Origin of the sequence: Luteibacter yeojuensis, from assembly GCF_011742875.1 — a bacterium.
GTDB classification, from domain to species: Bacteria; Pseudomonadota; Gammaproteobacteria; order Xanthomonadales; family Rhodanobacteraceae; genus Luteibacter; species Luteibacter yeojuensis.
On record NZ_JAAQTL010000001.1, the window covers coordinates 1,158,866 to 1,180,990 of the forward strand.

At 67.5% G+C, this 22,125-nt stretch carries 19 protein-coding genes; 5 read left to right on the forward strand and 14 right to left on the reverse strand.

Going from position 1 to position 22,125, the window contains the following annotated elements:
- Window positions 1-39: 39 nt before the first annotated feature.
- The 4 genes from HBF32_RS05100 (at window position 40) to HBF32_RS05115 (ending at window position 4,185) form a co-directional block, all read left to right on the forward strand.
- Window positions 40-1,413, forward strand: a complete 1,374-nt coding sequence (locus tag HBF32_RS05100; RefSeq protein ID WP_166698614.1) for a carbohydrate porin — start codon at window positions 40-42, stop codon at window positions 1,411-1,413.
- A gap of 227 nt (window positions 1,414-1,640) precedes the next feature.
- A complete protein-coding gene (locus HBF32_RS05105; protein WP_166698615.1) occupies window positions 1,641-3,059 on the forward strand; it encodes a cytochrome ubiquinol oxidase subunit I in 1,419 nt (472 codons plus the stop codon).
- A gap of 5 nt (window positions 3,060-3,064) precedes the next feature.
- Window positions 3,065-4,072: a cytochrome d ubiquinol oxidase subunit II gene (cydB, locus tag HBF32_RS05110; protein WP_166698617.1), complete on the forward strand. Its 1,008-nt coding sequence runs from the start codon at window positions 3,065-3,067 to the stop codon at window positions 4,070-4,072.
- On the forward strand, window positions 4,072-4,185 hold the full coding sequence (locus HBF32_RS05115) for a DUF2474 family protein (protein WP_166698619.1): 114 nt from the start codon (window positions 4,072-4,074) through the stop codon (window positions 4,183-4,185). The genes cydB and HBF32_RS05115 overlap by 1 nt, the downstream gene beginning before the upstream one ends.
- On the opposite strand, the gene HBF32_RS05120 is transcribed toward HBF32_RS05115, so the two are convergent.
- Complete coding sequence (locus tag HBF32_RS05120) at window positions 4,182-4,961, reverse strand: YkgJ family cysteine cluster protein (RefSeq protein WP_166698620.1); 780 nt, start codon at window positions 4,959-4,961, stop codon at window positions 4,182-4,184. The two genes, HBF32_RS05115 and HBF32_RS05120, sit on opposite strands and share 4 nt — an antisense overlap.
- 204 nt (window positions 4,962-5,165) lie before the next feature.
- On the opposite strand from HBF32_RS05120, the gene HBF32_RS05125 reads away from it, so the two are divergent.
- Complete coding sequence (locus HBF32_RS05125) at window positions 5,166-6,290, forward strand: RMD1 family protein (RefSeq protein ID WP_166698622.1); 1,125 nt, start codon at window positions 5,166-5,168, stop codon at window positions 6,288-6,290.
- A 12-nt stretch (window positions 6,291-6,302) separates the two neighbouring features.
- Here HBF32_RS05125 and HBF32_RS05130 read toward each other — a convergent pair whose 3' ends face one another.
- From HBF32_RS05130 to HBF32_RS05190, 13 genes are all read right to left on the reverse strand, one after another.
- Window positions 6,303-7,370: a lipocalin-like domain-containing protein gene (locus tag HBF32_RS05130; RefSeq protein WP_166698624.1), complete on the reverse strand. Its 1,068-nt coding sequence runs from the start codon at window positions 7,368-7,370 to the stop codon at window positions 6,303-6,305.
- Window positions 7,370-9,883: an FtsX-like permease family protein gene (locus tag HBF32_RS05135; RefSeq protein WP_166698625.1), complete on the reverse strand. Its 2,514-nt coding sequence runs from the start codon at window positions 9,881-9,883 to the stop codon at window positions 7,370-7,372. The genes HBF32_RS05130 and HBF32_RS05135 overlap by 1 nt, the downstream gene beginning before the upstream one ends.
- On the reverse strand, window positions 9,876-10,538 hold the full coding sequence (locus HBF32_RS05140; protein WP_166698627.1) for an ABC transporter ATP-binding protein: 663 nt from the start codon (window positions 10,536-10,538) through the stop codon (window positions 9,876-9,878). The genes HBF32_RS05135 and HBF32_RS05140 overlap by 8 nt, the downstream gene beginning before the upstream one ends.
- A gap of 96 nt (window positions 10,539-10,634) precedes the next feature.
- Entirely contained in the window at window positions 10,635-11,768 is a 1,134-nt protein-coding gene (locus HBF32_RS05145) for a GNAT family N-acetyltransferase (protein WP_166698629.1), read from the reverse strand.
- A complete protein-coding gene (locus tag HBF32_RS05150) occupies window positions 11,765-13,312 on the reverse strand; it encodes an oligosaccharide flippase family protein (RefSeq protein ID WP_166698631.1) in 1,548 nt (515 codons plus the stop codon). Before HBF32_RS05150 ends, HBF32_RS05145 begins: the two co-directional genes overlap by 4 nt.
- The gene (locus HBF32_RS05155; RefSeq protein ID WP_166698633.1) at window positions 13,309-15,048 is read right to left on the reverse strand and encodes a hypothetical protein; all 1,740 of its coding nucleotides are present in this window, start codon (window positions 15,046-15,048) and stop codon (window positions 13,309-13,311) included. Before HBF32_RS05155 ends, HBF32_RS05150 begins: the two co-directional genes overlap by 4 nt.
- A 77-nt stretch (window positions 15,049-15,125) precedes the next feature.
- Window positions 15,126-16,130 (reverse strand): UDP-glucose 4-epimerase GalE, encoded by a 1,005-nt coding sequence (gene galE / locus HBF32_RS05160; protein WP_166698634.1) that lies wholly within the window; start codon window positions 16,128-16,130, stop codon window positions 15,126-15,128.
- A complete protein-coding gene (locus HBF32_RS05165) occupies window positions 16,127-16,960 on the reverse strand; it encodes an alpha/beta fold hydrolase (protein WP_166698636.1) in 834 nt (277 codons plus the stop codon). Before HBF32_RS05165 ends, galE begins: the two co-directional genes overlap by 4 nt.
- On the reverse strand, window positions 16,960-17,742 hold the full coding sequence (locus HBF32_RS05170; protein WP_166698638.1) for a serine aminopeptidase domain-containing protein: 783 nt from the start codon (window positions 17,740-17,742) through the stop codon (window positions 16,960-16,962). Before HBF32_RS05170 ends, HBF32_RS05165 begins: the two co-directional genes overlap by 1 nt.
- Window positions 17,739-19,094 carry an outer membrane beta-barrel protein gene (locus tag HBF32_RS19600; RefSeq protein ID WP_166698639.1) on the reverse strand — a complete coding sequence of 452 codons (1,356 nt, stop codon included), beginning with the start codon at window positions 19,092-19,094 and terminating at the stop codon, window positions 17,739-17,741. The genes HBF32_RS05170 and HBF32_RS19600 overlap by 4 nt, the downstream gene beginning before the upstream one ends.
- A gap of 63 nt (window positions 19,095-19,157) precedes the next feature.
- On the reverse strand, window positions 19,158-19,925 hold the full coding sequence (locus HBF32_RS05180) for a CpsD/CapB family tyrosine-protein kinase (RefSeq protein WP_240147793.1): 768 nt from the start codon (window positions 19,923-19,925) through the stop codon (window positions 19,158-19,160).
- 2 nt (window positions 19,926-19,927) lie between these two features.
- Window positions 19,928-21,460, reverse strand: coding sequence for an XrtA system polysaccharide chain length determinant (locus tag HBF32_RS05185; RefSeq protein WP_166698641.1), 1,533 nt, complete (start codon window positions 21,458-21,460; stop codon window positions 19,928-19,930).
- 36 nt (window positions 21,461-21,496) lie between these two features.
- Window positions 21,497-22,120 carry an XrtA/PEP-CTERM system exopolysaccharide export protein gene (locus tag HBF32_RS05190; RefSeq protein WP_166698643.1) on the reverse strand — a complete coding sequence of 208 codons (624 nt, stop codon included), beginning with the start codon at window positions 22,118-22,120 and terminating at the stop codon, window positions 21,497-21,499.
- Window positions 22,121-22,125 lie beyond the last annotated feature (5 nt).

Sequence of the window (22,125 nt, forward strand, 5' to 3'; positions counted from 1 at the left end):
GCCATCGATCCACCAGTCCGCCTGGGGAGGGGACGATCCATGCGCTCCAAGCACCACACCTTCGGCGCCATCGCCGTGGGATTGGGCGGCCTTTGCTGCCTTGCCACGGGAGCGGCCTTCGCTTCGGCCGCAACCACGGGGGATACGACCGACGGGCTTTCCGCCAGCCTGCAGCGCCTCGCGGCGCGCGGCGTGTTCCTTCGCGCCAACCTGATCAACCAGTACGCGACCAATCCCCGCGGCGGCGTGGACCAGGGCCGCACCAACGTCGGCCAGTTCAACATCGGTGCCGACCTCGACCTGGACAAGCTGCTCGGTTTCCACGGTGGCAGCTTCCACTTCACCGTGTACCGCGATTACGGGAACGGCCTCAACCACGACGTGACCGGCACGTTCTCGAAGCAGCAGTACATCTACAAGAACGAATTCCCGCGTTGGCACCTCGGCCTGTTCGCTTACGAGCAGAGATTCCTCGACGACCGTCTCGACATCTTCCTCGGCCGCCTCGGCACCACCAGCTATTACGCACACCTCGCCACGAACTGCCAGTTCCAGTCCGGCGTGCATTGCGGCGTGCCGCGCCTGATCAACGCCGAGGCGGGGTACAGCCTGCTGCCGTCGGCCACGTGGGCGATGAACATCAAATACCACACGTCGAAGCACACCTATCTCGAAACCGGCGTGTACGAGGTCAACCCGACCACGTCCGCCAGCAACGGCACGGATTTCTCCATCGCCAATGCCCGCGGCGTGACCATTCCCGTGGAGTTCGGCTGGACGCGTACCGATCCGAAAGTCGATCCCTATGGCTTCGAGGTGAAGGTCGGCGGCTACCTGAGCACGGCGCCGATCAACGATCCGTTCTACAACACGAAAGGCAAATCCCGCGGCCTGCATGGCGGCACCGCGCGGCGGGCCGGTCCGAACCGCTCCGGCGTGTACCTGATGGCCGATCGCGTGGTGTGGCGTCCGAATCCTGGCTCGTCGCGCAATCTCAACGTCTTCGCGGGCATCGCGCAGCAGCTGGAAACCGACGAGATCATGCGCCAGCAGGTCTATACCGGCTTCGTCCTCACCGGGCCGTTCGCCAGTCGACCGCAGGACACCATCGGCCTGTCGCTGTCCTACTTCGACATGACGGACGCCGAGCGGAACTACCTGCGCGATGCCCGCATCCGGGCCGGTGGCCATGGCAGCAACAATCCGCACGAGTACACCGTGGAACTCAACTACGGGTGGCACGTGGCGCGCGGCGTGACGCTGATGCCGAACATCCAGTACCTCGTCCATCCCGATAATTCAGGCATTCCGAACACGAAGGTGCTGCCGAAGAACCTCCTGGTCTACGGCGTGAACCTGCAGATGAACCTCTCCGCCCTGTTCGGACTGCGCAAGCCCAGGCCGGGGGAATGACACCCCACGTCGTCCCCCGGCGGGCGAGGACCCGGTAATTCCGCCTCGAGCCAGGCTGCAAGCCCCTGGATTCCTGCCTGCGGGGATGACGAGCGGGTCTTCGTACCGCAAGGCGCTGCAAGTCAGCGCCCCCCTCCGTCCTGCGACAATCTTCCACGCGCCAAAGTGTCGCGCCGGCATGTCCTGCGCGCACGGCTGCCTAGACTGTGCGCGAGACGGAGAATTTCATGAACGTTCCCGACACGGCACTACTCCTGGCCCGTTGGCAATTCGCCTTCACGGTGTCGTTCCACATCATATTCCCGGCCATCAGCATTGGCCTTGCGAGCTATCTCGCGGTACTCGAAGGCCTGTGGCTGAGGACCGGCAAGCTCGTCTACAAGGAACTGTTCTTCTTCTGGTCGAAGATCTTCGCCGTGGGCTTCGCGATGGGCGTGGTCTCGGGCGTGGTGATGAGCTACCAGTTCGGTACGAACTGGTCGGGCTTCTCGGCCGTGGCGGGATCGGTCACCGGCCCGCTGCTCACCTTCGAAGTGATGACGGCTTTTTTCCTGGAAGCCGGCTTCCTCGGCATCATGCTGTTCGGCTGGACGAAGGTAGGCCCCAGGGCGCACTTCTTCGCCACGCTGATGGTGGCCACGGGCACCCTCATCTCCACCTTCTGGATCCTCTCGTCGAACAGCTGGATGCAGACGCCGCAAGGCCATGCGATCGTGAATGGCAAGGTGGTTCCCGTCGACTGGTTCAAGATCGTCTTCAACCCGTCGTTCCCCTATCGCCTCGTGCACATGTCGCTGGCCGCCTTCATCGTGGCCGCCCTGCTCGTGGGTGCCTGCGCGGCCTGGCACCTGCTTCGCGACCGGAAGGGTCCGGGCATCCGCAAGTCGTTCTCCATGGCGCTGTGGATGCTCCTGCTCGTGGTGCCCATCCAGATCGCCGTCGGCGACGCGCATGGCCTCAATACCCGCGAATACCAGCCGGCCAAGATCGCAGCGATCGAAGGTATCTGGGAAACGGAAAAAGGCGGCACGGCACTGAACCTGGTGGGCTGGCCCGACATGCAGGCCGAGACCACCCGGTACGCATGGCAGATACCGCACCTGGGCAGCCTCGTCCTGACGCACAGCTGGGACGGCGAGGTGCGGGGCCTCAAGACATTCGCCCCCGAAGACCGCCCGAACTCCACCATCGTCTTCTGGAGCTTCCGCATCATGGTGGGAATGGGGCTGCTCATGCTCCTCCTCGCCACGCTGGGGCTGGCCCTGCGTCGGAACGGCCGTCTCTACGAGTCGCGCTGGTTCCAGCGTTTCGCCCTCTACATGGGCCCCACGGGCCTTGTCGCACTGCTCGCCGGCTGGGTGACCACGGAAGCGGGACGCCAGCCCTGGGTGGTGTACGGCGTGCTGCGCACGCGCGATGCCGTATCCGCGATCAACGTGCAGCAGGTAGGCACCTCGCTCATGATCTTCGTCATGGTCTACTTCCTCGTCTTCGGCACGGGCATCTATTACATGCTGAAGCTGATGGCAAAGGGACCGGACCTGCCCCGCGATGAAGCGGACGCGACGGCGCCCGACACCGGCCACGGCCACGAGCGGTTCGACCACCGCCCGATGTCGCGTCCCACCGAACCCATCGACGAGTGATCGCCATGACCATCGACCTGCCAGTCATCTGGGCGGCCATCATCGGCTTCGGCGTCTTCCTCTACGTGATGCTCGACGGCTTCGACCTCGGCATCGGCCTCATCTTCCCCTTCTTCGACCGCGAGGGCGAACGGCAGGTGATGCTCAACACCGTCGCCCCCGTATGGGACGGTAACGAGACATGGATGGTATTGGGCGGCGCGTCGCTCTATGCCGTGTTTCCCGTCGCCTATTCCGTGCTGTTGCCGGCCACCTACCTGCCGATCGTGGCGATGCTGTGCGGCCTGATCTTCCGCGGGGTGGCGTTCGAGATCCGCGCGAAGGCGCGGCGTACCCAGCACTTGTGGGACCTGGCCTTCATCGGCGGTTCCGGCGTCGCCACCTTCGCCCAGGGCGTGATCCTCGGCACCCTGCTGCAAGGCGTGACGGTACGCGACGGGAAGTTCGCCGGCGGCGCATTCGACTGGTTCACGCCGTTCAACCTCTTCACAGGCATCGGCCTGCTGGTGACGTACGCCACGCTCGGCTGCGGCTGGCTGCTGATGAAGACCGAGGGCGAGCTGCGGCGGCGCATGGGCGTGCTGATGCGCCCCCTCACCCTCGTGCTCGGCGCGACCGTGGGCATCGTCAGCCTCTGGACCGTCCTCGGCCAGCCCGCCGTGGCGATGCGCTGGTTCTCGAGACCGAACCTGTACTTCTTCCTGCCGGTGCCGCTGCTAGTCCTGGCCTGCCTCGCGGGCATCCTCGTCAGCCTGCGCCGAGGTGCCGACCGCACGCCGTTCCTGCTGACGCTGGCCATCCTCTTCCTCGGCTATACCGGCCTCATCATCAGCATCTTCCCGAACATCGTTCCGCCGTCGCTGGACATCTGGACGGCGTCGGCACCGCGCTCGAGCCAGCTGTTCACGCTGGTGGGCGCGGCCATCGTCATTCCCATCATCCTCGCGTATACCGCGCTGGCCTATTGGGTGTTCCGCGGCAAGGTGCGCGCGGACGATCCGGGTTACCACTGATGGTCGCGCGCAGCCGCTGGCGACAGGCCGCATGGTTCGCGCTGCTCTACGTCGGCGGGGTCCTCGCCGTCGGCGTCGTCGCCGCGTTGTTCCGCTTGCTCGTGCCGCGTTAAGCGGGATCGCCGGGAACGAAGCCCATGAATTTCGCCGTGGTTCCCTCGAGCTCGGACGCCGGTCGCGAGGCCGTCCCGGCCGATTGAAGAAGCTCGAGCGTGGCACGCCTGTGCGAGACGATCTGCCATGCGGCGATGCCGGTCTCGCCCCCCGTTCCGGCGCTTTGCGCCGCCTCGAGCGCCCAGAGCAGCCGTTCGCGCTCCGGCGCATGGACGACGATACCCTCGTTCGAAAGACCGCTCGAGGCGATGCCGAGGATGGCGCACAACCGCGCCTTCACCTCGGCGTCGCGTGCGTCGGCCTCGCGCATCCCCGCGATCGATCCCGCCACTTCCAGGTCGGTCCACTCGCCGTCCTCTCCCTGGAGTACATCCTGGGTGTGCCAGGCTTCGGGCGGGCACAGCTTCGAGTCGCGGTCCAGCGAGAAGAACGGATTGACCTCCGCCGGATACACCCGGCATGCCCTCGGCCGCCGCTCGTAGATGCCGCAACGCATGTCCGGCTGGAGGTTCGGGCAGGCCCCTTCGAAGGCCGCCATCAGGGACACGATGACGCGCACCGGCAACTGCCCGCTGAGGGCTGCAAACGACCTGCGCCGCTTGTACCAGGCCAGGTGATTGTCGGCAGGCGGTTCTTCCGGCCAGGGAATCGCTTCGCAGAACAGCTGCACGTCGCCTCCGTCCCGCAACCATGCCATGGCCTCGTCCACGCCGATCGGTAACCGCAGGCCATGGCAGCAGCGGCCGCACATCGTGCATGAGAAGTGGATGGTCATGGAGTAGTCAGGCCGTCGGCGAGGAAAAGGGAGTCCCGGTTCCGGTATGTTCGCATCCGCCCGCCCCGCGGTTACAGCAGCGGATCGCAGGTTTTCGCGGCGATGCCGTGGGTCATCTTACACGCCCCTTCCTTGAAGACGACCGGCAGCACCTCGTAGCATGGAGGCCGGGCGCAGCGCCTCCGCTGCCGTTCGGACACGACCGTGACTTCCGCGAACCTAGTGGTTTCCTCCGGCGAAGTGACCGCGCTCCGCCTGATCGACATCGCCTACAGCGTCGACCTGGCGCATGCGGAGAGGCTCTGGACCGAACGCGGGAGCACGGCGTTCGCGCGCTCCGCGCTGAAGAGCACGCCGCAGGACGCGATCAGTTTCGGCGTCCCGCCGTTGTGGCTATCGCTGGGCGAGATCGACGTCGCGCTGGCCAGCGGCTCCGCGCGCGGCACGCTTTCGGTCCGCCTGTACGACTTCGGCCTCGCCGCGCTGTCCCTGCGCATCCGCCGCGGCGGTCTCCCCTGGCCCTCGTACGTACGCGACGTGGCGGACGTGGACAGGCGATTCGGCCCCGCATCGGGCACCGCATTCTGGAACGATCTGCTCGAGCGAGTGCAGGATGCCATCCGGCCCTCGCTCGAACGCCCGACGGAAGGCGAGCGGCTGGACGAGGACCACCTGGTCGCCACCGTGCATGCCTTCAACGAGAGCATGGATGCCGAAGGCCTGATGGAGCGCGTCGACCTCGCCGAAGTGCTCTCGGGGGAAACCCGCCCGCTGTCGCGCTCGGCCAGGAAGGAACTCCTTTCGCGCAGCTTCTCCTACTATGCCGACGACCTCGTCGTGCTGACCTGGGACCGCGCCTTCATCTACGAACCGCGCGGCGATTCGGACGTTGCGGACGTGATCGAGGTGGCCAACGCGCAACTCGTCGAATGGCGCTATTACGACCTGCTTCTCGACGACGAGCTTCCGCGCATGTACGACCAGGTGGAGAAGGCGCGTTCGACCGCATCGCTGCTGGCGTCGCGCCGCTTCGCCCACCTGGCGCGCGGACTCTACACGCTGGTGGCCGAGGTCACGGAGCTCACCGAGCGCGTCGAGAACGCCTTGCAGGTCACCGAGGACGTCTACCTGGCGCGGGTCTACAGCAGTGCGCTGTCGCTGTTCCGCGTGCAGTCGCTCAGCGCCTCGGTGGACCGCAAGCTGTCCATCATCCGGGACACCTATGCGGCCCTTTACGAAGAGGCCTCCAGCCGCCGCAACGAATGGCTGGAAATCGCCATCGTGGTACTCATCATCGTGGAAATCGCCATCTCGCTGGTCCACGCCTGACCACAAACGCCCTCATGGCCGCAGCTTCCCTCCATATCCCACGAGTTCGAGATACCCCTTCCCTCCGTCCACCCTCACGGCACCTTCCCAGTACACGGGGCCGCCGGTTGGCCGGGTATCCAGTTCCTGGTCGTCCATGAGCGGACGCACCCTGTAGCGCTTCGTCCCCGAAGGCGTCGCGACGGACAGGGTCGTCTCGACGGGATAGCTCGCCCCCGTTCGCGGCGACCGCCAGGCCCGGCGTGTCTCGAACCTCACGTCGTCCGGCCCGAAGACGAGCAGCGCGCCGCCGGCGTCGCGGAGGCTACCGCCCGCCCACATCTGCCGACCCGACGCGTCGCGCACGCGAAACACGGTGAGGGCACTGCCGTCGTCCATGTTGAGTCCTGCCCAGTCCCATCCGACCGACCGCGGATTCAGGAGGTTCGACGACCATTCGCGATCGAGCCAGGCGGTGCCGCGGACCTCCTCCGTCTGCGAACCGCGGGTGAGCCGCCCGGTCACGGACAGGTGCGGCACGCTGAAATAGGCACTGGCCTCGTCGGCGTCCGGACCTTTGCGGCTGTAGCCACGATCGCCTTGCAACAACGGCGCCTGGGTGGGCGCGAGCTTCAGGTCGAGCGTGAAGTCCCCGGTGACGACGCGCGTGTCGAACGAGCCGTCGGCTACCCGCACGAGCTTCCAGTCGTCGATCGACACATCGGTGTCTGTCGTCGCGGCGCTCGCGAGTCCGAAGCCTTCGCGGGCCAGGCGCTGGCCATGCTCGAGGTGCCCCACGGCAGGGTCCGCCAAGGCGACATGGGCGAGAATCAGCTGCCGCGCGGCGAAGCGACTGGGATTGCCGTCGTCGAACGGCAGGCGCGTACGGAAAAAGGTCACCTGGAATCCCACCGGCCCCGTCCGCGTGTCCAGCCAGCCGGTGACGTACCACCATTCGAGCCTGTAACCGGGGTGTGCACCGTAATCGCGTGGCAGGACCACCGGTGCCTCCGCCGGCACGCGCGGATACGCCACGCGGTCGCCGGCCAGGCCCGATCCGGCCATCGCCAGCAACGTCACGAACAGCCACCGTCTCCGCATCACCAGTCCTCCCGAACGGCGCGCACCGCATCGGTCGACAACACGTTGCGGCCCACCGCCACCGCCACGCCCGCGGTCGCCACGACCAGGCCGGCGACGACACCGCAGAGGAACGGCCATGGCAGGAGGGTGTCCATCGTCCAGTGGAACGATTGCGGGTTCACCACGTGGATGAGCACCTGGCTCATGGCAAGACCCAATGCCACACCCGCCACGCCACCCACGCCACCGAGCAGCGCTCCTTCGATCAGCAGCATCCGCACGAGTTCGCCGCGCGTCGCTCCCACGTGGCGGAGCATGCCGAACTCCCTGATGCGTGCCAGTACCTGTGCGCCGATGGTCGCGGCAACGCCGGCAAGTCCCACGCAAACGGCGATGCCTTCGAGCAGGTAGGTAATGAGGAAGCTCCGGTCGAATGCATCGAGCGCCCGCCGGCGGATGTCCTGCGGGCGGCTTACCGTGAAAGCCGGGCCGTCGGGCCCTGCGGCCATGCGCAAGGCGGCGATCGTGGATTCGAGGCTCACGTCCTGTGCGATGCGTATCGAAACCGCCGTGCGCGAGGCGTCTCCCGTCCATCGCGTATAAGTCCGTTCGTCCACCACGATCGCTCCGTGCTGACGGGCGTAGTCGCGCCATATGCCCGCCACGGTGGTCCTTGGAGAACCGGGCAGCGGCAGCACGAGCATGTCGCCGGGCTTCCAGCCATAGACGCGCGATGCCGGTTCGGAAACCCAGACGGGTGTCGTGCCCGTGCGCGCCGGGGCTTCCTTGCCGATGAGCGAGCGCTGGGCGCCGGGACCGCTCAACGTCCGCGCGATCAGCATGACCGCGGGACGTCGCTCATCGAAGCGAAGCGGTGTTTCCTTGAGGACAGCGAACTGCGCGACGCCCGGCACATGGCGCATACGCGCCAATGCCGCCGCGTCGAAGCCGCCGGCGGCCACGTCGTCGACCTGCAGATAGGCATCGGCTCCCAAGGCGTCCTCAAGCCAGCGATCCACCGAACCGCGGAAGCTGGTCACCATCACTGCCATCGCGACGGTCAAGGCGGTAGCCGCCAGGATGCCGGCCAGCGCCACCGAAGCTTGCGATGGCGCCCCCCAAAGGCGCGCCGTCGCCAGACGAAACGGCACCGCCCTGAGCGGCAGGTCGCGCAGCGGGGAGACGAGCGCGCGCGCCAGCCACGGCATGAGCGCGACGCCACTGGCCAGCAGGAGCGCCACGGCCACGTAACCGAACAGCGCGATACCCCGCACGGCAGGCAGGAAGGAAGCCAGCACGGCGCACACCAGCAGCACGATCGCTCGCCATGGACGGATAGGCACGCGCGGGTCGGCGCTGTCGCCGGGATTCTTGATGGCGATTCCCGGCGGCGTGCGCGCGGCCGCCAGCGCCGGAACCATACTGCCCAGGACGGCCGCCGATACGCCGAGCGCAGCGAAGATGCCCGCCGCCCACGGAGCGAAAACGAGCTGCGGCGTTCCCCCATGGAAATATCCGCCACCGAGGTCCCCGCCGAGGAGCCTCAGGGCGAGCGAAGCCAGCGCCAGTCCGAGGCCGATGCCCGCACCCGCGCCGACGACGCCGAGCAGCAGCGCTTCCGCCAGCACCTGCGCGCGCACCGTGCCGCGTTCCATGCCCAGCACGCGCAGCAAGGCGAACTGCGCGCTACGCCGCGCCACCGAGAGCGACTGCGCGGAATACACGAGGAAGCCGCCCGTCAGCAGCGCGACCAGCGCGAGCATGTCGAGGTTCACGCGGTAGGCCGCGGAGAGGCTGTCGTTCTGCGCCGCGTCGCTTGCCGCGTCGACGACGATCGCATCCGGCGGCAACGTCGCGGCGATGGCCTTCCTCGCCTGCGCGGCATCCATGCCGGGCGCAAGGTGGATGTCCAGGCGCTGGAGGCGACCCAGGCTGCCGAAGCGCCACTGCGCGGCGGCGATGTCCATGACGGCCATCCGGGTACCGACGGCCGACGGCAAGGCGCCCGCGATGGCGACCTGGTATGCGTGCCCGTTGGCCTCGAGGCGGACCGAGTCGCCCACCTTGCGCCCCGCCGCGGCAAGCTGTGCCGAGGAAAGGTATACCGACCTGCCGGCGAGGAAAGCGTCGAAACCCCGCGATCCGCTGCCGCCGCCCCCCTCCTCCAGGCCTCCCGCGCGGAACACGTCGACACCCTCCAGCACGACCGGCGTCTTCCCGTCCACGAGCGCGGCCATCGTCACGACGGGCGACACGGAAAGCCCGGGAAGACGCGCCACGCGCGGGTAAAGCATCTCGTCGAAGCCGAACGCGTTGGTCGACCTCACCGTGAGGTCCGCCGCGCCGCTGACCGAACGCACGGCCTTGTCGAACTCCCCCAGCGCGGAGGCGTTGATAAGGTGCACGGCGAATCCGAGCGCGACGCCGAGCGCGATCGCCAGCAACGCCGCCAGCACGCGCCCCGGATGAGCCCGCCACTCGCTGAAGAGCAGCCAGCGGCGCGCCAGCGGGAAAAACCTGCGCTCAGGCACGTTCCACCAGCCCCGCGGGCGACAGCACGAGCGAGCGATCGGCCACGGCTGCCGCCACCGTCGAATGGGTGACCAGCAGGACCGCGGCTCCCGCGTGCCTGACCTGCTCCACGAACAGGGCGAGCGTGCGGGCCGCCGTATCGGGATCGAGGTTCCCCGTGGGCTCGTCGGCGAGAATCAGGTCCGGACGATGCACGAGGGCGCGGGCGACGGCCACACGCTGCAGCTCGCCACCGGAGAGTTCCCGCGGATAGGCGTCGTCCCGGCCACCGAGGCCGACCGATTCGAGCATGGCCTTGGCCGCGGCAAGCGATTCGTCGGCCTCGCGCCCTTGCAGGGCCAGGGGCAGGGCCACGTTATGAGCGAGGTCGAGGTGCGGCAGCACATGAAAGGCCTGGAACACGAAGCCGATGCGATCCCGCCGCAGCCGCGTTCGGCCGTCGTCGTCGAGGCTGGCGATGTCCGTACCGGCGATATGCACGCTCCCGGCATCGGGCGAATCGAGCCCCGCGACAAGGTTCAGCAGGGTCGATTTCCCCGCGCCCGACTCGCCGGTGATGGCGACGAACTCGCCCGGGGCCAGCGCAAGGTCGATGCCCCTGAAGAGGGTCCTGCCACCAGGCACCGTCTTGACCAGACCGGAAACGTGCAGCATCGGGGAACCCCGGAAGCAAAGAAGGGAGTTTAACCCGCTACCGGCATGCCGCTTGAAGCCGATCTCCGCAAGGCTGCCCCCGCATCCGTGGCGCGCTCAGCCCTGCTTCCGCGCACGCAAATCCGCGCGCACGCGATGCAGCCCCCGGTAGAGCCAGCGTACCGGTGCATAGACACCGAAGCCCGCCGTCGCGCGCGTGGGCCGCACCACGTAGAGGGAGCCGCAGGGATCGCCGCGGGTCGAGAGCAACCGCTTGTACTGGTTGTCGCCATAACCGAAGCTGATGCGTTCGCCCGGGAAGCGGTCGATCAGGGCGCGCACGGCCTGGAACACGGCCACCGAGCCTAACCCTATCTTCGCCACTTCCTCGTCGTAGCCGAGGTCGTCGACGAGGTACGTTCCCCCGATGCGGTACCCATGCACGTAGGCGAGCGGACGGCCGTCCCGTACCACCACATGACCGACGAGATGGCCCGCCCCGGCGAGGCGCCGGAACAAGGCGAGACGTTCAGGCGCTTCCCAATCGATCGGCAGGTCGTCGTGGTGCCACGTGCGCGCATACACCTCGTTCATGAGGCGGCAGTACTCGGCCATGGACTCGCCGGTATCGAACACGTACAACGCGGCGTCGCCGCCCAGCTTGCGATAGGCGCGGCCGACGCGCTGGACCTGGTCGGTACGCTGTTTCTTTCCCATGCCGGCCAGCCAGTCGTCCGACGACGCCTGCGGCTCGATCGACCAGTGCACCTGGTCCAGCAGGTTCGCCGCCACGGTGCGGAAGCCACCATGACCGGAAAGCGCCCTGGCGAAGCGGTTCGGCAGGTCGGCTTCCTGGATGCGGACGACGCAAACCCCCGTGTCGCCGGCCAGTTGTCGCGTCACGACGAGCTCGACGGTGTCGCGCTCGTCGTCGCCCGCCACGACGCCGCTGCCGAGCAGGCGCAGGGCGGCACCACGATAGAGGCGCACCCGGCGCCCCGCCAGGTCGAGGCGCGCCGTATGCTCGATGGCGAGCATCGCCAGGTAACCCGCCACCTGCCCCGCCCCGTTCCGCACCACGATCACGTGGGGCACGGTGCCGTCGTGGCGACTGACCACTTCATATTCGATCCAGTCGGGATGCTGCACGATGCCGCTCGCGGCACCCGGCCGTTCGGCCACGCTTGCGAGTTCGTCGCGCAAGGCGCGCAGCTCGTCGAGGGTATGCAGGGTGGAGCAGACGTAGTTCATGGGCTGGCCTTCGCCACCGGCGGATGGACGAACTCGAGGACACGGACGAGGACACGGCCGGGCGGACCCAGGCGCCGGCCGATGCCGGTCATCAACTGGAAGTCGTCGCCGGTCCAGTAGCGCGCGAGCATGCTTCCCGGCACATAGAGGACGGTGAACACCGCCGCGCCCACGAGGAAGCCCAGGCGCGATGGCGTGGCCGCCGTGGCGGCCCACGCGGCAAGGGTGGCCACGAGGCCCACGGCGAACAGACGCGACATCGCCGCCACCGGCAGCCCGCCGCTGGTGGCCTTGCGCAGGTAATGGATGGCGAGCGCCATCTCGACCATGCGCGTCCCGGCATACGTCAGCACCGCGCCGGCGAGCCCGAAGGGCGGCACCAGCGCGATGCCGAGCACCGCGTTGGCGATCAACGCGACGACCGCTATGCGGATACGGTCGTCCTGGCGGTCCACCACGGTCTGGAACGCGGCGATGCCGTTGCCGATGAGCAGCAGTCCGCCGAGGACGAGCGTGGCCTCGATGGCGGGAATCGCATCCACGTAACGGGTCCCGTACATCAGCCGCACGATCTCGGGCGTGGTGACGAGGCCCAATCCGGCGATGGCGATACCCACGGCCCAGTAGAACCGCGTGGCCTCGGAGAGGAAGCGCGCGGCGCGGGCCGTGCCGCTCTCGCCGTACGTCTTCGCCATGTACGGAAGCAAGGTGGACGTGAGGCCCACGGAAAAAAGCTGTACCGCGCCGCGGGTGAGCGTGCCTGCGATGGCGAAATAACCCACGGCCACGGAACCCGTGAACGTGGTGAGCAGGAACACTTCGATGGTGCCGATACGGAACGATCCCATCAGCACGAGTGCGGCCGTGAGGCGCAGGTGGCGATTCACGCGCGCGGTCACCGAGGGCGGGATGGGGCCGCTGGCGTACGGGCGGCAGCAGCGCCGATAAGCGACGCGGTTGACGAGGTTCAGCAGGAGGCAAGCGACAGCGAACAGGGCGACGAAGGACACGAGGTCGGCATGCAGGAACATCGCCGCGAGAACGAGGAGCATGCCGACGATGCCGCCGACCACCGTCGCGACCGCTTCCGGCTCGAAGCGTTCCTGGCCCTTGCCTATCGCCACGAGCATGGCGTAGTTGGCCTTCGCGACGACCGCCACCACGACGAGGCCCATGATCGGCAGCAGCGAGCCTTCCCACTCCGACGGGCGGAACAGCCAGCCCACGAGGATGAACAAACCGATGACGACCAGCGAGCTGACCGTCTGGATACGCGAGAAGCGCGCGGCGAGATGCGCGGCGAGGGCCGGATCGCCCATGCCGTCGGCTTCGGCGATGAACTTCGTCGAGGAGGTGGTCAACGCATGGTTGGAGCAGACGATGAGCCAGCCGCAGAGCCAGACCGTGAACGCGTAGCGGCCGAACTCGGATGGACCGAGGGAGCGCGCGATCCACACGCTCATCAGCAGCCCGAGCGCGTATTCGACGTACGTGGACACCGTGACGATGCCGACGCTGCGGAGGACGGCGAGGCGGCGGTTCATGGCGCCGCACTCCCTGCCCTTGTGGGAACGACGGGGATGGACGCGAGGCCGGCGCCGGCCGGTTGCGCCATCATCCATTGGGCCACTCCGGCGCCGCGGTTGTTCCAGTTGAAGCGGCGCACCGTGTCGGAGATGGCGGCGCAGGCCGGGCTGTAGGACGCCTTCAGCGCGCCGAACCGCTTCTTCAGCGCCGCGGCCTGCGCCGCGTCCTTCTCGAAGTACCATGCCGCGGCGACGGGCAGGCCGAGTTCGACGTTGTGGCCGTCGCTGTACCAACCTTCGCTTTCCTGGATCTTCACCAACGCGCTCGTCTTCGCCGTCGACGAGGACCAGTACCAGGCGATGAGGCCTCCCGGTCCGGAACAGTCGTTGCGCCAGTCGTGCGCCGACGCCAACACGCCGGCGTCGATCCAGCCATGACGCTCGAGGTAGCGGCCGAAGTCCACGATCATCCCGGGAATGCGGGGATCGGCGGTGACGAGCCACGCGTGCCACAGTCCGTCGACGATGTTCTCGCTCATCCACGGCGATGCGCCGCGTACGTCGTCGGCGCCGTCGGGGTCGTTCTCGTGCACGTTCCAGCTGTTGCGCCACGAACCGTCGTCGCCCAGGCCGTCGGGATTCCTGCGCTGGTGGTCGTACAGCCAGCCCACCCGCGCATCGATGCGCTCGCGGTAACGCGCTTCGCCGGTCAGCTCATAGGCCGCGACGGTCTCGACGAGGCCGAGGCCCGCGAGGCGTTCGGTGAAGTAGTCCTTCGGATGCCGATAAGGACCCGGCGGCCCGTTCCATCCGCCGCTCTCCCACAAGTCGGCCATCTTCGCGAGGGTGGGCGCGTCGTGCATGGAGTCGTCGCCGGTCAGCGCCACGGCGAGCAGGATCGGTTCGATGTAGACGTATTTCACGTCGCAAGGCTTGCCGTCCGGCAGCCAGCCGCCGCCGCAGGAAGGGCTCACCGGCAGGCCGTCGCGCTTGATGCCCGCCATGTACCAGCGATAGCTGGCCTCGGCCGCTTCCAGGTAGTCGGCGCGACCGGTGCGCACATAGGCCTTGAACAGCGTGGTCGGCCGATCGAAGAGCCAGGCCGTCGTGTCGTTCGTGGGCATCGCCTCCGCCCAGCGGAACTGCGCATCGACATAACGGGCGTACGGCTCGTCGCGCGACGCCACCGATTGCGGGCCGGCGACGAGCGACGCCGTGAGCCAGCCGGGGTCGAGTGTCGCCAGCGCGGCGGGCTTGCCGTGGACGAGGCCTTCGCCGTACGCCCAGCCCGTCGCGTCCCGGGTTCGCGGGGCGTCGAACGAGAAAGAATAGATGCCGGGCGGTCCGTGGAACTGCGCGCGCACCGCGCGTATGCCGCCGTCACGGAAATGCCAGGCGAGCATGGGCTTCACCGCCGCGGGTACCTCGTTCCCGTGGTTGTCGAGTATCCGCACCTCGCCCGCGTCGCGCAGAAGTCCGGGTGGGAAAGGAATGCCGACCGTCACGGGAAGATCGTCGCCCTTCCCCCCCGCCACGCGGTGCACTTCGATTCGCCGCGCGCCCTTCCCGCGTACTCCTGCAGGAGCCGCCATGGCGGCGAGGAGAACCTGCCGCACCGCTTCGTCGCTTCGTTGGCTTCTTGCCGCTGTGGCGCCGGCTGCGGGGGCGTTGTTCGCCGCCGCCCTGTTCGGAAACGATGCGAAGGCGACGGCGAGCACGCAGCCGAGCACGATCAGGATATGGCGAAGAAGCATCGGGGAGCCGGAAGGCGAAGGCGATTCCGCCTCGCGCAGGAGCCTGCGCCGACGGGCGTTCGGGTACGCGCGTGCGTTCATGCCACCGACGCGGCGCGAAAGCTGTTTCCCGCCAGGCGGTGTTCCCAGGACAAGGCGGTGCGCACGATGAGGTCCAGGTCGTCGTAGCAAGGTTCCCAGCCGAGCGCCTCGCGCAGCCGGTCGCTGCGGGCGATCAGTTTAGGAATGTCTCCCGGCCGCCGTGGCAGCTCCACCACGTTCAGGCGATGCCCCGCGGCCCGCGCCACCGCCTCGACCACTTCGCGTACGCTGTATCCGTGGCCGTAGCCGCAGTTGAGCGTGAGGCAATCGCCGCCGGCACGCAGATGGTCGAGCGCGCGCAGGTGCGCCGCCGCGAGGTCTTCCACGTGGATGAAGTCGCGCACGCCCGTGCCGTCCGGGGTATCGTAATCGGTGCCGTAGATCGAGATGGAAGGCCGCTTGCCCACCGCGTGCTCGCAGGCCACCTTGATCAGCAGCGTGGCCTGCGGCGTGGAATGGCCGATGCGGCCGAGCGGATCGCACCCGGCCACGTTGAAGTACCGGAGGATGACGTGGCGCATGGCGCCGGTGGCGCACCAGTCGCGCAGCATCGTCTCGGACATCAGCTTCGACGTTCCATACGGATTGATCGGCCGCGTCGGCGTGTCCTCGTCCGCCACGCCGGCCTCGGTGCTGCCGTAGACCGCCGCCGTCGAAGAGAAGATGAACTTGTCGATGCCTGCCCGCGCACAGCAGGCAAGCAGGTTGCGCGTGTTGCCGGTGTTGTTCCCGTAGTACTTCAGCGGATCGCTCACCGACTCCGGCACGACGGTATGGGCGGCGAAATGCAGCACCGCGTCCACGCGGTGGGCCTCGAGTACCCGCGACACCAGTTCGATGTCGCCGACGTTGCCCTCCACGAACGACGCGCCCCGCACCGCTTCGCGGAAGCCCGTGGAGAGGTTGTCGATCACCACCACGCGATCGCCCCGTTCCACCAGCTGCTGCACCGTATGGCTGCCGATATAGCCGGCACCGCCCGTGACGAGAACCGAGTTCATGCGTGCCTCCCGGCGACGGCCGGTGGGAAATTGCGTGTCAGCCAGCCGCCGATTCCGTCGAGGAGCCGGGCACGGTCGCCGGTGAGGATGTACGTATGGTCGGTTTCGGCGACATATCGCGTGGTCACCGCCGGGTGGTCCATCACCCTGCCGAAGCACTCGCGGAACTGCCGCGCGTGATTGAAGTAGTTGCTGATGCCGCCGGAATAGACGAGGTAGAGCTTCATGCCTCGCGCGACCATGCCGGTGAAGTCGGCGATCACTTCCTCGCGCGGTGCCGGTGCCACGGCGAAGACGGGCTCCGAGGCGGGTTTCGCGGCGGCCGCCTCAGCCCCGCGGCGGCGCAGGAGCCGCGACCACCGGCCGGGATCGACCAGGCGTGGAAGGTAATGGCGCAGCTTGTAGCCGAGGGTGCGGTAGGCGTATCCGTCGAGGAACACCGCACCGGACACGCGCGGATCGGTGGCCGCGACGATATGCGCGTTCTGCGCGCCGGAGCAGAGGCCCACCAACACGAAGCGCTCGCAACCCGCGCGTTCCTTCAGGAGGGTCATGGCATCGTCGAGGTCGGCGCACACCTGTTGCGTGCGGGTCTGCCCGCCGCCGGTCGCGCTGCTGTCGCCGAGCGTGGAAAGGTCGAAGCGGAGCGTGGGGTATCCCGCCGCATTGAGCTGCCGGGTCAACTCCACATGCAGACGGAACGGACCGATGCGATGGACCAGCCCCGCGTTGAGCACGATCACGCCCGTTTCGCCCACCGCGCCTTCCGGCACGCCGGCGATGCCGACCAGATGCCGGCCGCGACCGAAGCGATGGGCTTCCTCGCGCATCACGCGCTCTCCTTCAGGCGGCCGCTGACGGCCTGGATCAACGGTTGCGAGAGGATCGCCGTCTCCAGGCGGCGCAGGTCATTCCACGGCGTGGGCGGGGATATACCGGCGACCTTTCCACGCGGCGAAGCGAGCCGGTCCCAGCGCGAGGCTTCCCATTCGGGCAAGGAGTCCAGTACCAGCATGGGCACGTTCGGCGCGCCGAGGGTCAACGCGGACAACTGTCCGCGCAGGCGGTCGCCGATGTCGAAGCCGAGCCATTGCTCGGCGACATCGGCATGGCTGCGCGGCCGTGTGAAGCGCTCCGCGTCTTCGCGCAAGGCGGCCTGCATGGCATCGAGGGCGGCCACATAGCCGTCGCCGTCCAGCACCGGGTCCCAGGCGATCACTTCGCCCAGGCGCGCGCGATCCGCGGCGCACATGGCGATGCTTCCGCCCAGCCGCGCGCCGAAGCCGATCACGCGGTCGACTCGCGCACGCTTGCGCAGTTCGGCGGCCGCGACCAAGGTGTCCGCCACGCACCGCTCCCAGTCCACCTCTGCGCTGCCGCCCGACGAGTCGCCGGTGCCGTGGTAGTCGAAACGCAATACCGCCAGTCCCTCCCGCGCCAGCGTCTGGGCCAGCTGGCGATAGAGGCGATGGCAGCGGATGAGATCCTGGCCGAGCGGCGCGCACATGAGTACCGCGCGGCGCGGCGGCAGGTCCGGCGCGTGGTACATGCCGAAGAGGCCGTCGTCCGGCCCGAAGAAGAAGGGCAGCTCGGCCTCGGGACGCATGCTCATCGCCGGTACACCACGCCGACGTAGATGGCGTTCGCGCGATAGTCCTGGCCCGCCGCGGTGCTGCTGCGCCGCTCGCGGGCCACCGAAACCTGCCCGCTCCAGTGCTGGTTCCACTGCTTGGTGAGGTTCAGGCCCATGCGCACCGTGGTGTCCCTGCGATCGATGGCCTGGTAATCGAGCTTGTCTCCCATGAGGAAGCCATTGAGGGTGACCGTGGGGCGCAGGCGGTAACCGATGCCGATGCTGATCGCGCGGTCGTTCTGGTCGAAGGTACGGTCGTTGAGGTAGCGCAGCTTGCTGAAGGACGGGGACACGGTCACGTTCAGGCGGTCGCCACGCCAGTTCCACGACGCATCGAAACGGCGTTCCTTGTAGACGTCCGATCCGATCACGGCGCTGCCGGTACCGATGCTCGTGCCGGTCCCGTTGCCCAGTCCCCCCGTGTTGGCGAAAGGATCGATCGGCTCGACGCGATCGGCGACGGTGCCGATGCCGAACGCGCCGGGTGCGGTGATGATGTCCTGCGCGGCGTCGGCATACTGATAGGCGCCGGTGACGACGAAAGCGTTACGCGGCGACGGATCCCAGCCCAGGCGCATCCGCACCAGGGGCGCCGAGGTCGTGCGGCCGCCATCGAATTCCAGTCGGCTTCCGCCCACGAGGACGTCGGCATCGAAATGCGCCAGCCTGCTCGTGTAACGGAGGAAGGCTTCCTTGCGATCGTAATCCGCGTCGCTCGGCTGGTTGTCGAAGTGCACGCGCTGGAATTCGACGTTGGCGGAAAGCGTGTCGGTGGGACTGAGGTCGCGGTATACGCGGAACGCCGCCAACCCTCGCGACGAGTCGAAGTCGTCGACCTTCGAGGCATAGCTGTTGATGTAGCGAAGTTCGAACTGGCCGCGCGCCGCCCGGCCGAAGCGCATGCGCAAGGTGGGGCCCACGACCAGCACGTTGGTCTGTTGCTGGTTGTCGGGCGAGTCGCTGGACAGCTGGTCCACGGGTTGCACGCCGGCATAGTCCTCGACCGAAAAATCCAGCCGGTCGGGCGCGATCGTCCAGTTGCCCTGGCCTGCCAGCTGCGTCTGCAATTGCGAGTCGAAACGGTTCTGGAGGTATTTCCGGTATTCGACGGTACCGGCCAGGTTGGCCTGGAAGGTCGAACCCAGCTGGGAATATTGGAAGCTCGACCCCGGTATGAGCACGTTCTCGCTGACCGGGTTGTCCGACGACAGGGCGATGTTGTTGCTGTGCTCGAGCCCGCCATAAAGCGTGTAATTGAGCGTACCGGCCAGGGTGGCCGAAGGCGCCACCGCGCACAGCGCCAGCAGCGCTGTAGGAAGCGCTTTACCCACGTGGCGGCCTTTCCTTATGTCAAGCATGATCCCTCCCCTGCTCCCCTCGTCCCTGGGGTGCGCTTAAGGCGACTGGTTGAACACCACGCCGGCCAGCTTCGCCGGGTCGAAGTTTGCGACGGCCTGGTTGATCGACGCGGGCGTATCGCGCCCGTAGCCGGCCACCAGCACGACGTAATCGGCCAGGTCGGAAAGGATCCGCGCATCCGGCGACCCCTTCACGGGCGGGCCGTCGAGGAACAGATAGCGGTCGGAGTAGCGGCAACGCAGCGAGTCGAGCACCGCGCGCATGCGGAACGACGAGAAGTATTCCCCGCCGTTCTCGTGCGCCCTTCCCGACGGGATCAGACGCAGGCGTGGCACGCCCGTGGGATACATGATCGACGCGATACCCCGCGACGGGTGTTCGAGGAAGTCGATCAGGCCGCCCGTGCGCGGCTCCACGCCGAACGCCTTGTGCTGGTTCGGGTAACGGAGGTTGCAATCGATCAGCAGGCTCGTCTTCGATTCGTCGAAGGCGAACGCGGCGGCGAGGTTGCGGGCCACGAAGCTGCCGCCCGAGCGGGGACTCACCGCCGCCACCAGCGTGACGAAGTTGTTCTCCCCGGCCATCTCGAGCAGGCGCGTGCGGATGCCGCGGAACGCGTCCGACTGTTGTCGAACCGAATCCTCGCGGTGGATCAGGCGTTTGCGCTCGCAATCGATAGGGGCCAGCGCCCCGCCCTCCTCGCGCATCCGCGCGATGGAGTGGCCGGGCGTCGCGTGCGCCTCGCCGTGGCGGGTGGCGACGACGTCGCCGAGTTCGATGTTGTCAGCGGCCATCTTGTTCATCGTCAACCCTTCATCCTCAGCCAGAACACCAGGAGGTATACGGCGCCGACACCCGCGACGATCAGGGCGAGCGTCATGTTGTGGAACTGGGCGCGGCGGCGATCGCGCGGGGTGGGATAGAAAGGGATGGTCGCCAGCACCGGGAAGCCGATGGCCTGTTCCAGCTGTGCCACGGAACGGATACGTGGATCGAAGCGCGCCACCGCGAAGAGGAGTCCGAACGGAATGGCGAGGGAAAGGGCGAGACCCGCCAGGCTGAAGTGCATGAAGCGCAGGCCCGATGGAACCAGTGGCATCACGGCCGGATTCTGCACCAGGAAGGTGAGCCCCCGCTGCTCGGCGTCGAGGTTCATCGACACGCGGGCGTTCTCGCGACGCTTCAGGAGGTCCTGGTAGACGTCGCGGTTCACCGTGTAGTCGCGGGTGAGTTCCGCCGTGACGTTCTCCGAATTGGCGATGCGCTTGCTCCGCTCCAGTTCCGCCTGGAGCATCGATTCACTGGCCGCGACCCGCGCCGCGCTCGCCGCGGCGTCGCTGCGCACGGCGGCCAGCTGCAGCCGCATCTGCTGGTACACCGGGTTCATGGTCACCGCATGGTCCAGCGGCAAGGCCCCGCCGAGTGCGCGTTGCGCGTCGGCGGCCTGGGCCTGTTTGCGCAGGTCCTCGATCTGGTGGCGAAGACGGATCACGTCCGGGTACTCGTCGGTGTAGTTCAGCCGCAGCTTGTCCAACTGGCCCTGCAGATCGGCAAGCTGGGCCTGGTAAATGCCGCCCACCGTCTGCACCGCGTTGACCTCGGATTCGCCGTTGAGCTGCGACTGCAGCACCCCGGCCTGCGACTGCTTCTGCATGTAATCCATGCGGTTGTTTTCGATCTGCGTACGCAACTGGCTGATCCGCGCATTGGTGTCGGTCTCGCTGCCCGGGCGCGCGTCCGCGTTGGCGTCGCGATAAGCCTTCAGCTTGTCTTCCGCGTCGGTGAGCTTCGTGCGATACGCTTCCACCTGGCTGTTGATGAACTCATAGGCCTCGCGGCTTTCGCGCTGCTTCGAAGCGAGGCTCTCGCTGATGAACAGCTGGCCGAAGGCGCGGGTGACCTCGAAGGCCCGCTTTGGATCGGAGTCGAAATAGCTGATGGTGATGAGGTTGTCGCGGTTGTTGGCGATCTTCGTCCGCGCCTTGATGCCCTCGACGATCTTGTCGCGTTCCAGCGGCGAGGGACGGGTTGCCAGCCAGCCGCCGGTCTTCAGGATCTCGTCGAGCACCTTGCGGCTGAAGACCACGTCGCGGGCGATGCCGGCGCGGTTCTTGTTGGCCGTGGCCGACGCCGCGCCTTCCATCAACGGCGTGATGATGCTCGCTTCCTGGGCGAGGATCGTCGTGGACGCTTCGTACTTCTTCGGCCAGACCGAGCCCACGGCCAGGGCCGCGAGCGCGATCGCCGCGAACATCACGCCCATCGCGATACGCCGTCTGCGCGCTTCGCCGACCAGCGCGGGCAACATGCCCGAGAGAGGAACCATATCGCCGCTCATTGAATTACCCCTCGTATCCGCTTGCGGCGGAGTCGCTCAGAATGCACGTTGCGGAACGGTGATCACGTCGCCCGGTTGCACCGGGTAGTTGCTCGCCAGATCGCCCTGTTGGAGGATTTTCTGCAGACGCACCGCATAGGACTGGGTTTCGCCGGCTTGTCCGCGGCGATACAGCTCGGTGCGATCCGGTGCGGCGAATTCCGTCGTACCGCCCGCCGCGAGTACCGCGTCGAGCACCGTCATGCCCTGCCGGAAAGGAATGGAAATGGGACTGCGCACGGCACCGGTGACGCGCACCCGCGAAAGGTATTCGTGGCTGCGCAACGCGGTGAGGATCACCGCCACCTGTGGATCGCGGATGTACTGCGCCAGCTTCTGCTGGATCTCCGCGCCCACCTGTTCGGTGGTGCGCCCGCCTGCGGCGATGTCGCCGACCAGCGGTACCGTGACCTTACCATCGGGCCGGACGGGCACGCTGACACTGAGGTCGGGGTTGTGCCATACCGTCACCTGGAGCTGGTCGTCGACACCGATGAGGTATGCGTCGACGGCCTGGTTCTCGGCAGAGGCCTGGGGTGGCGGAGACGTGCTTCCGCCGGTGGCGCAGGCGCCCAAAAGCAGGGCTGCGGCAAGTGTGGCGACGCGATTCCAGACCTTCATGATGA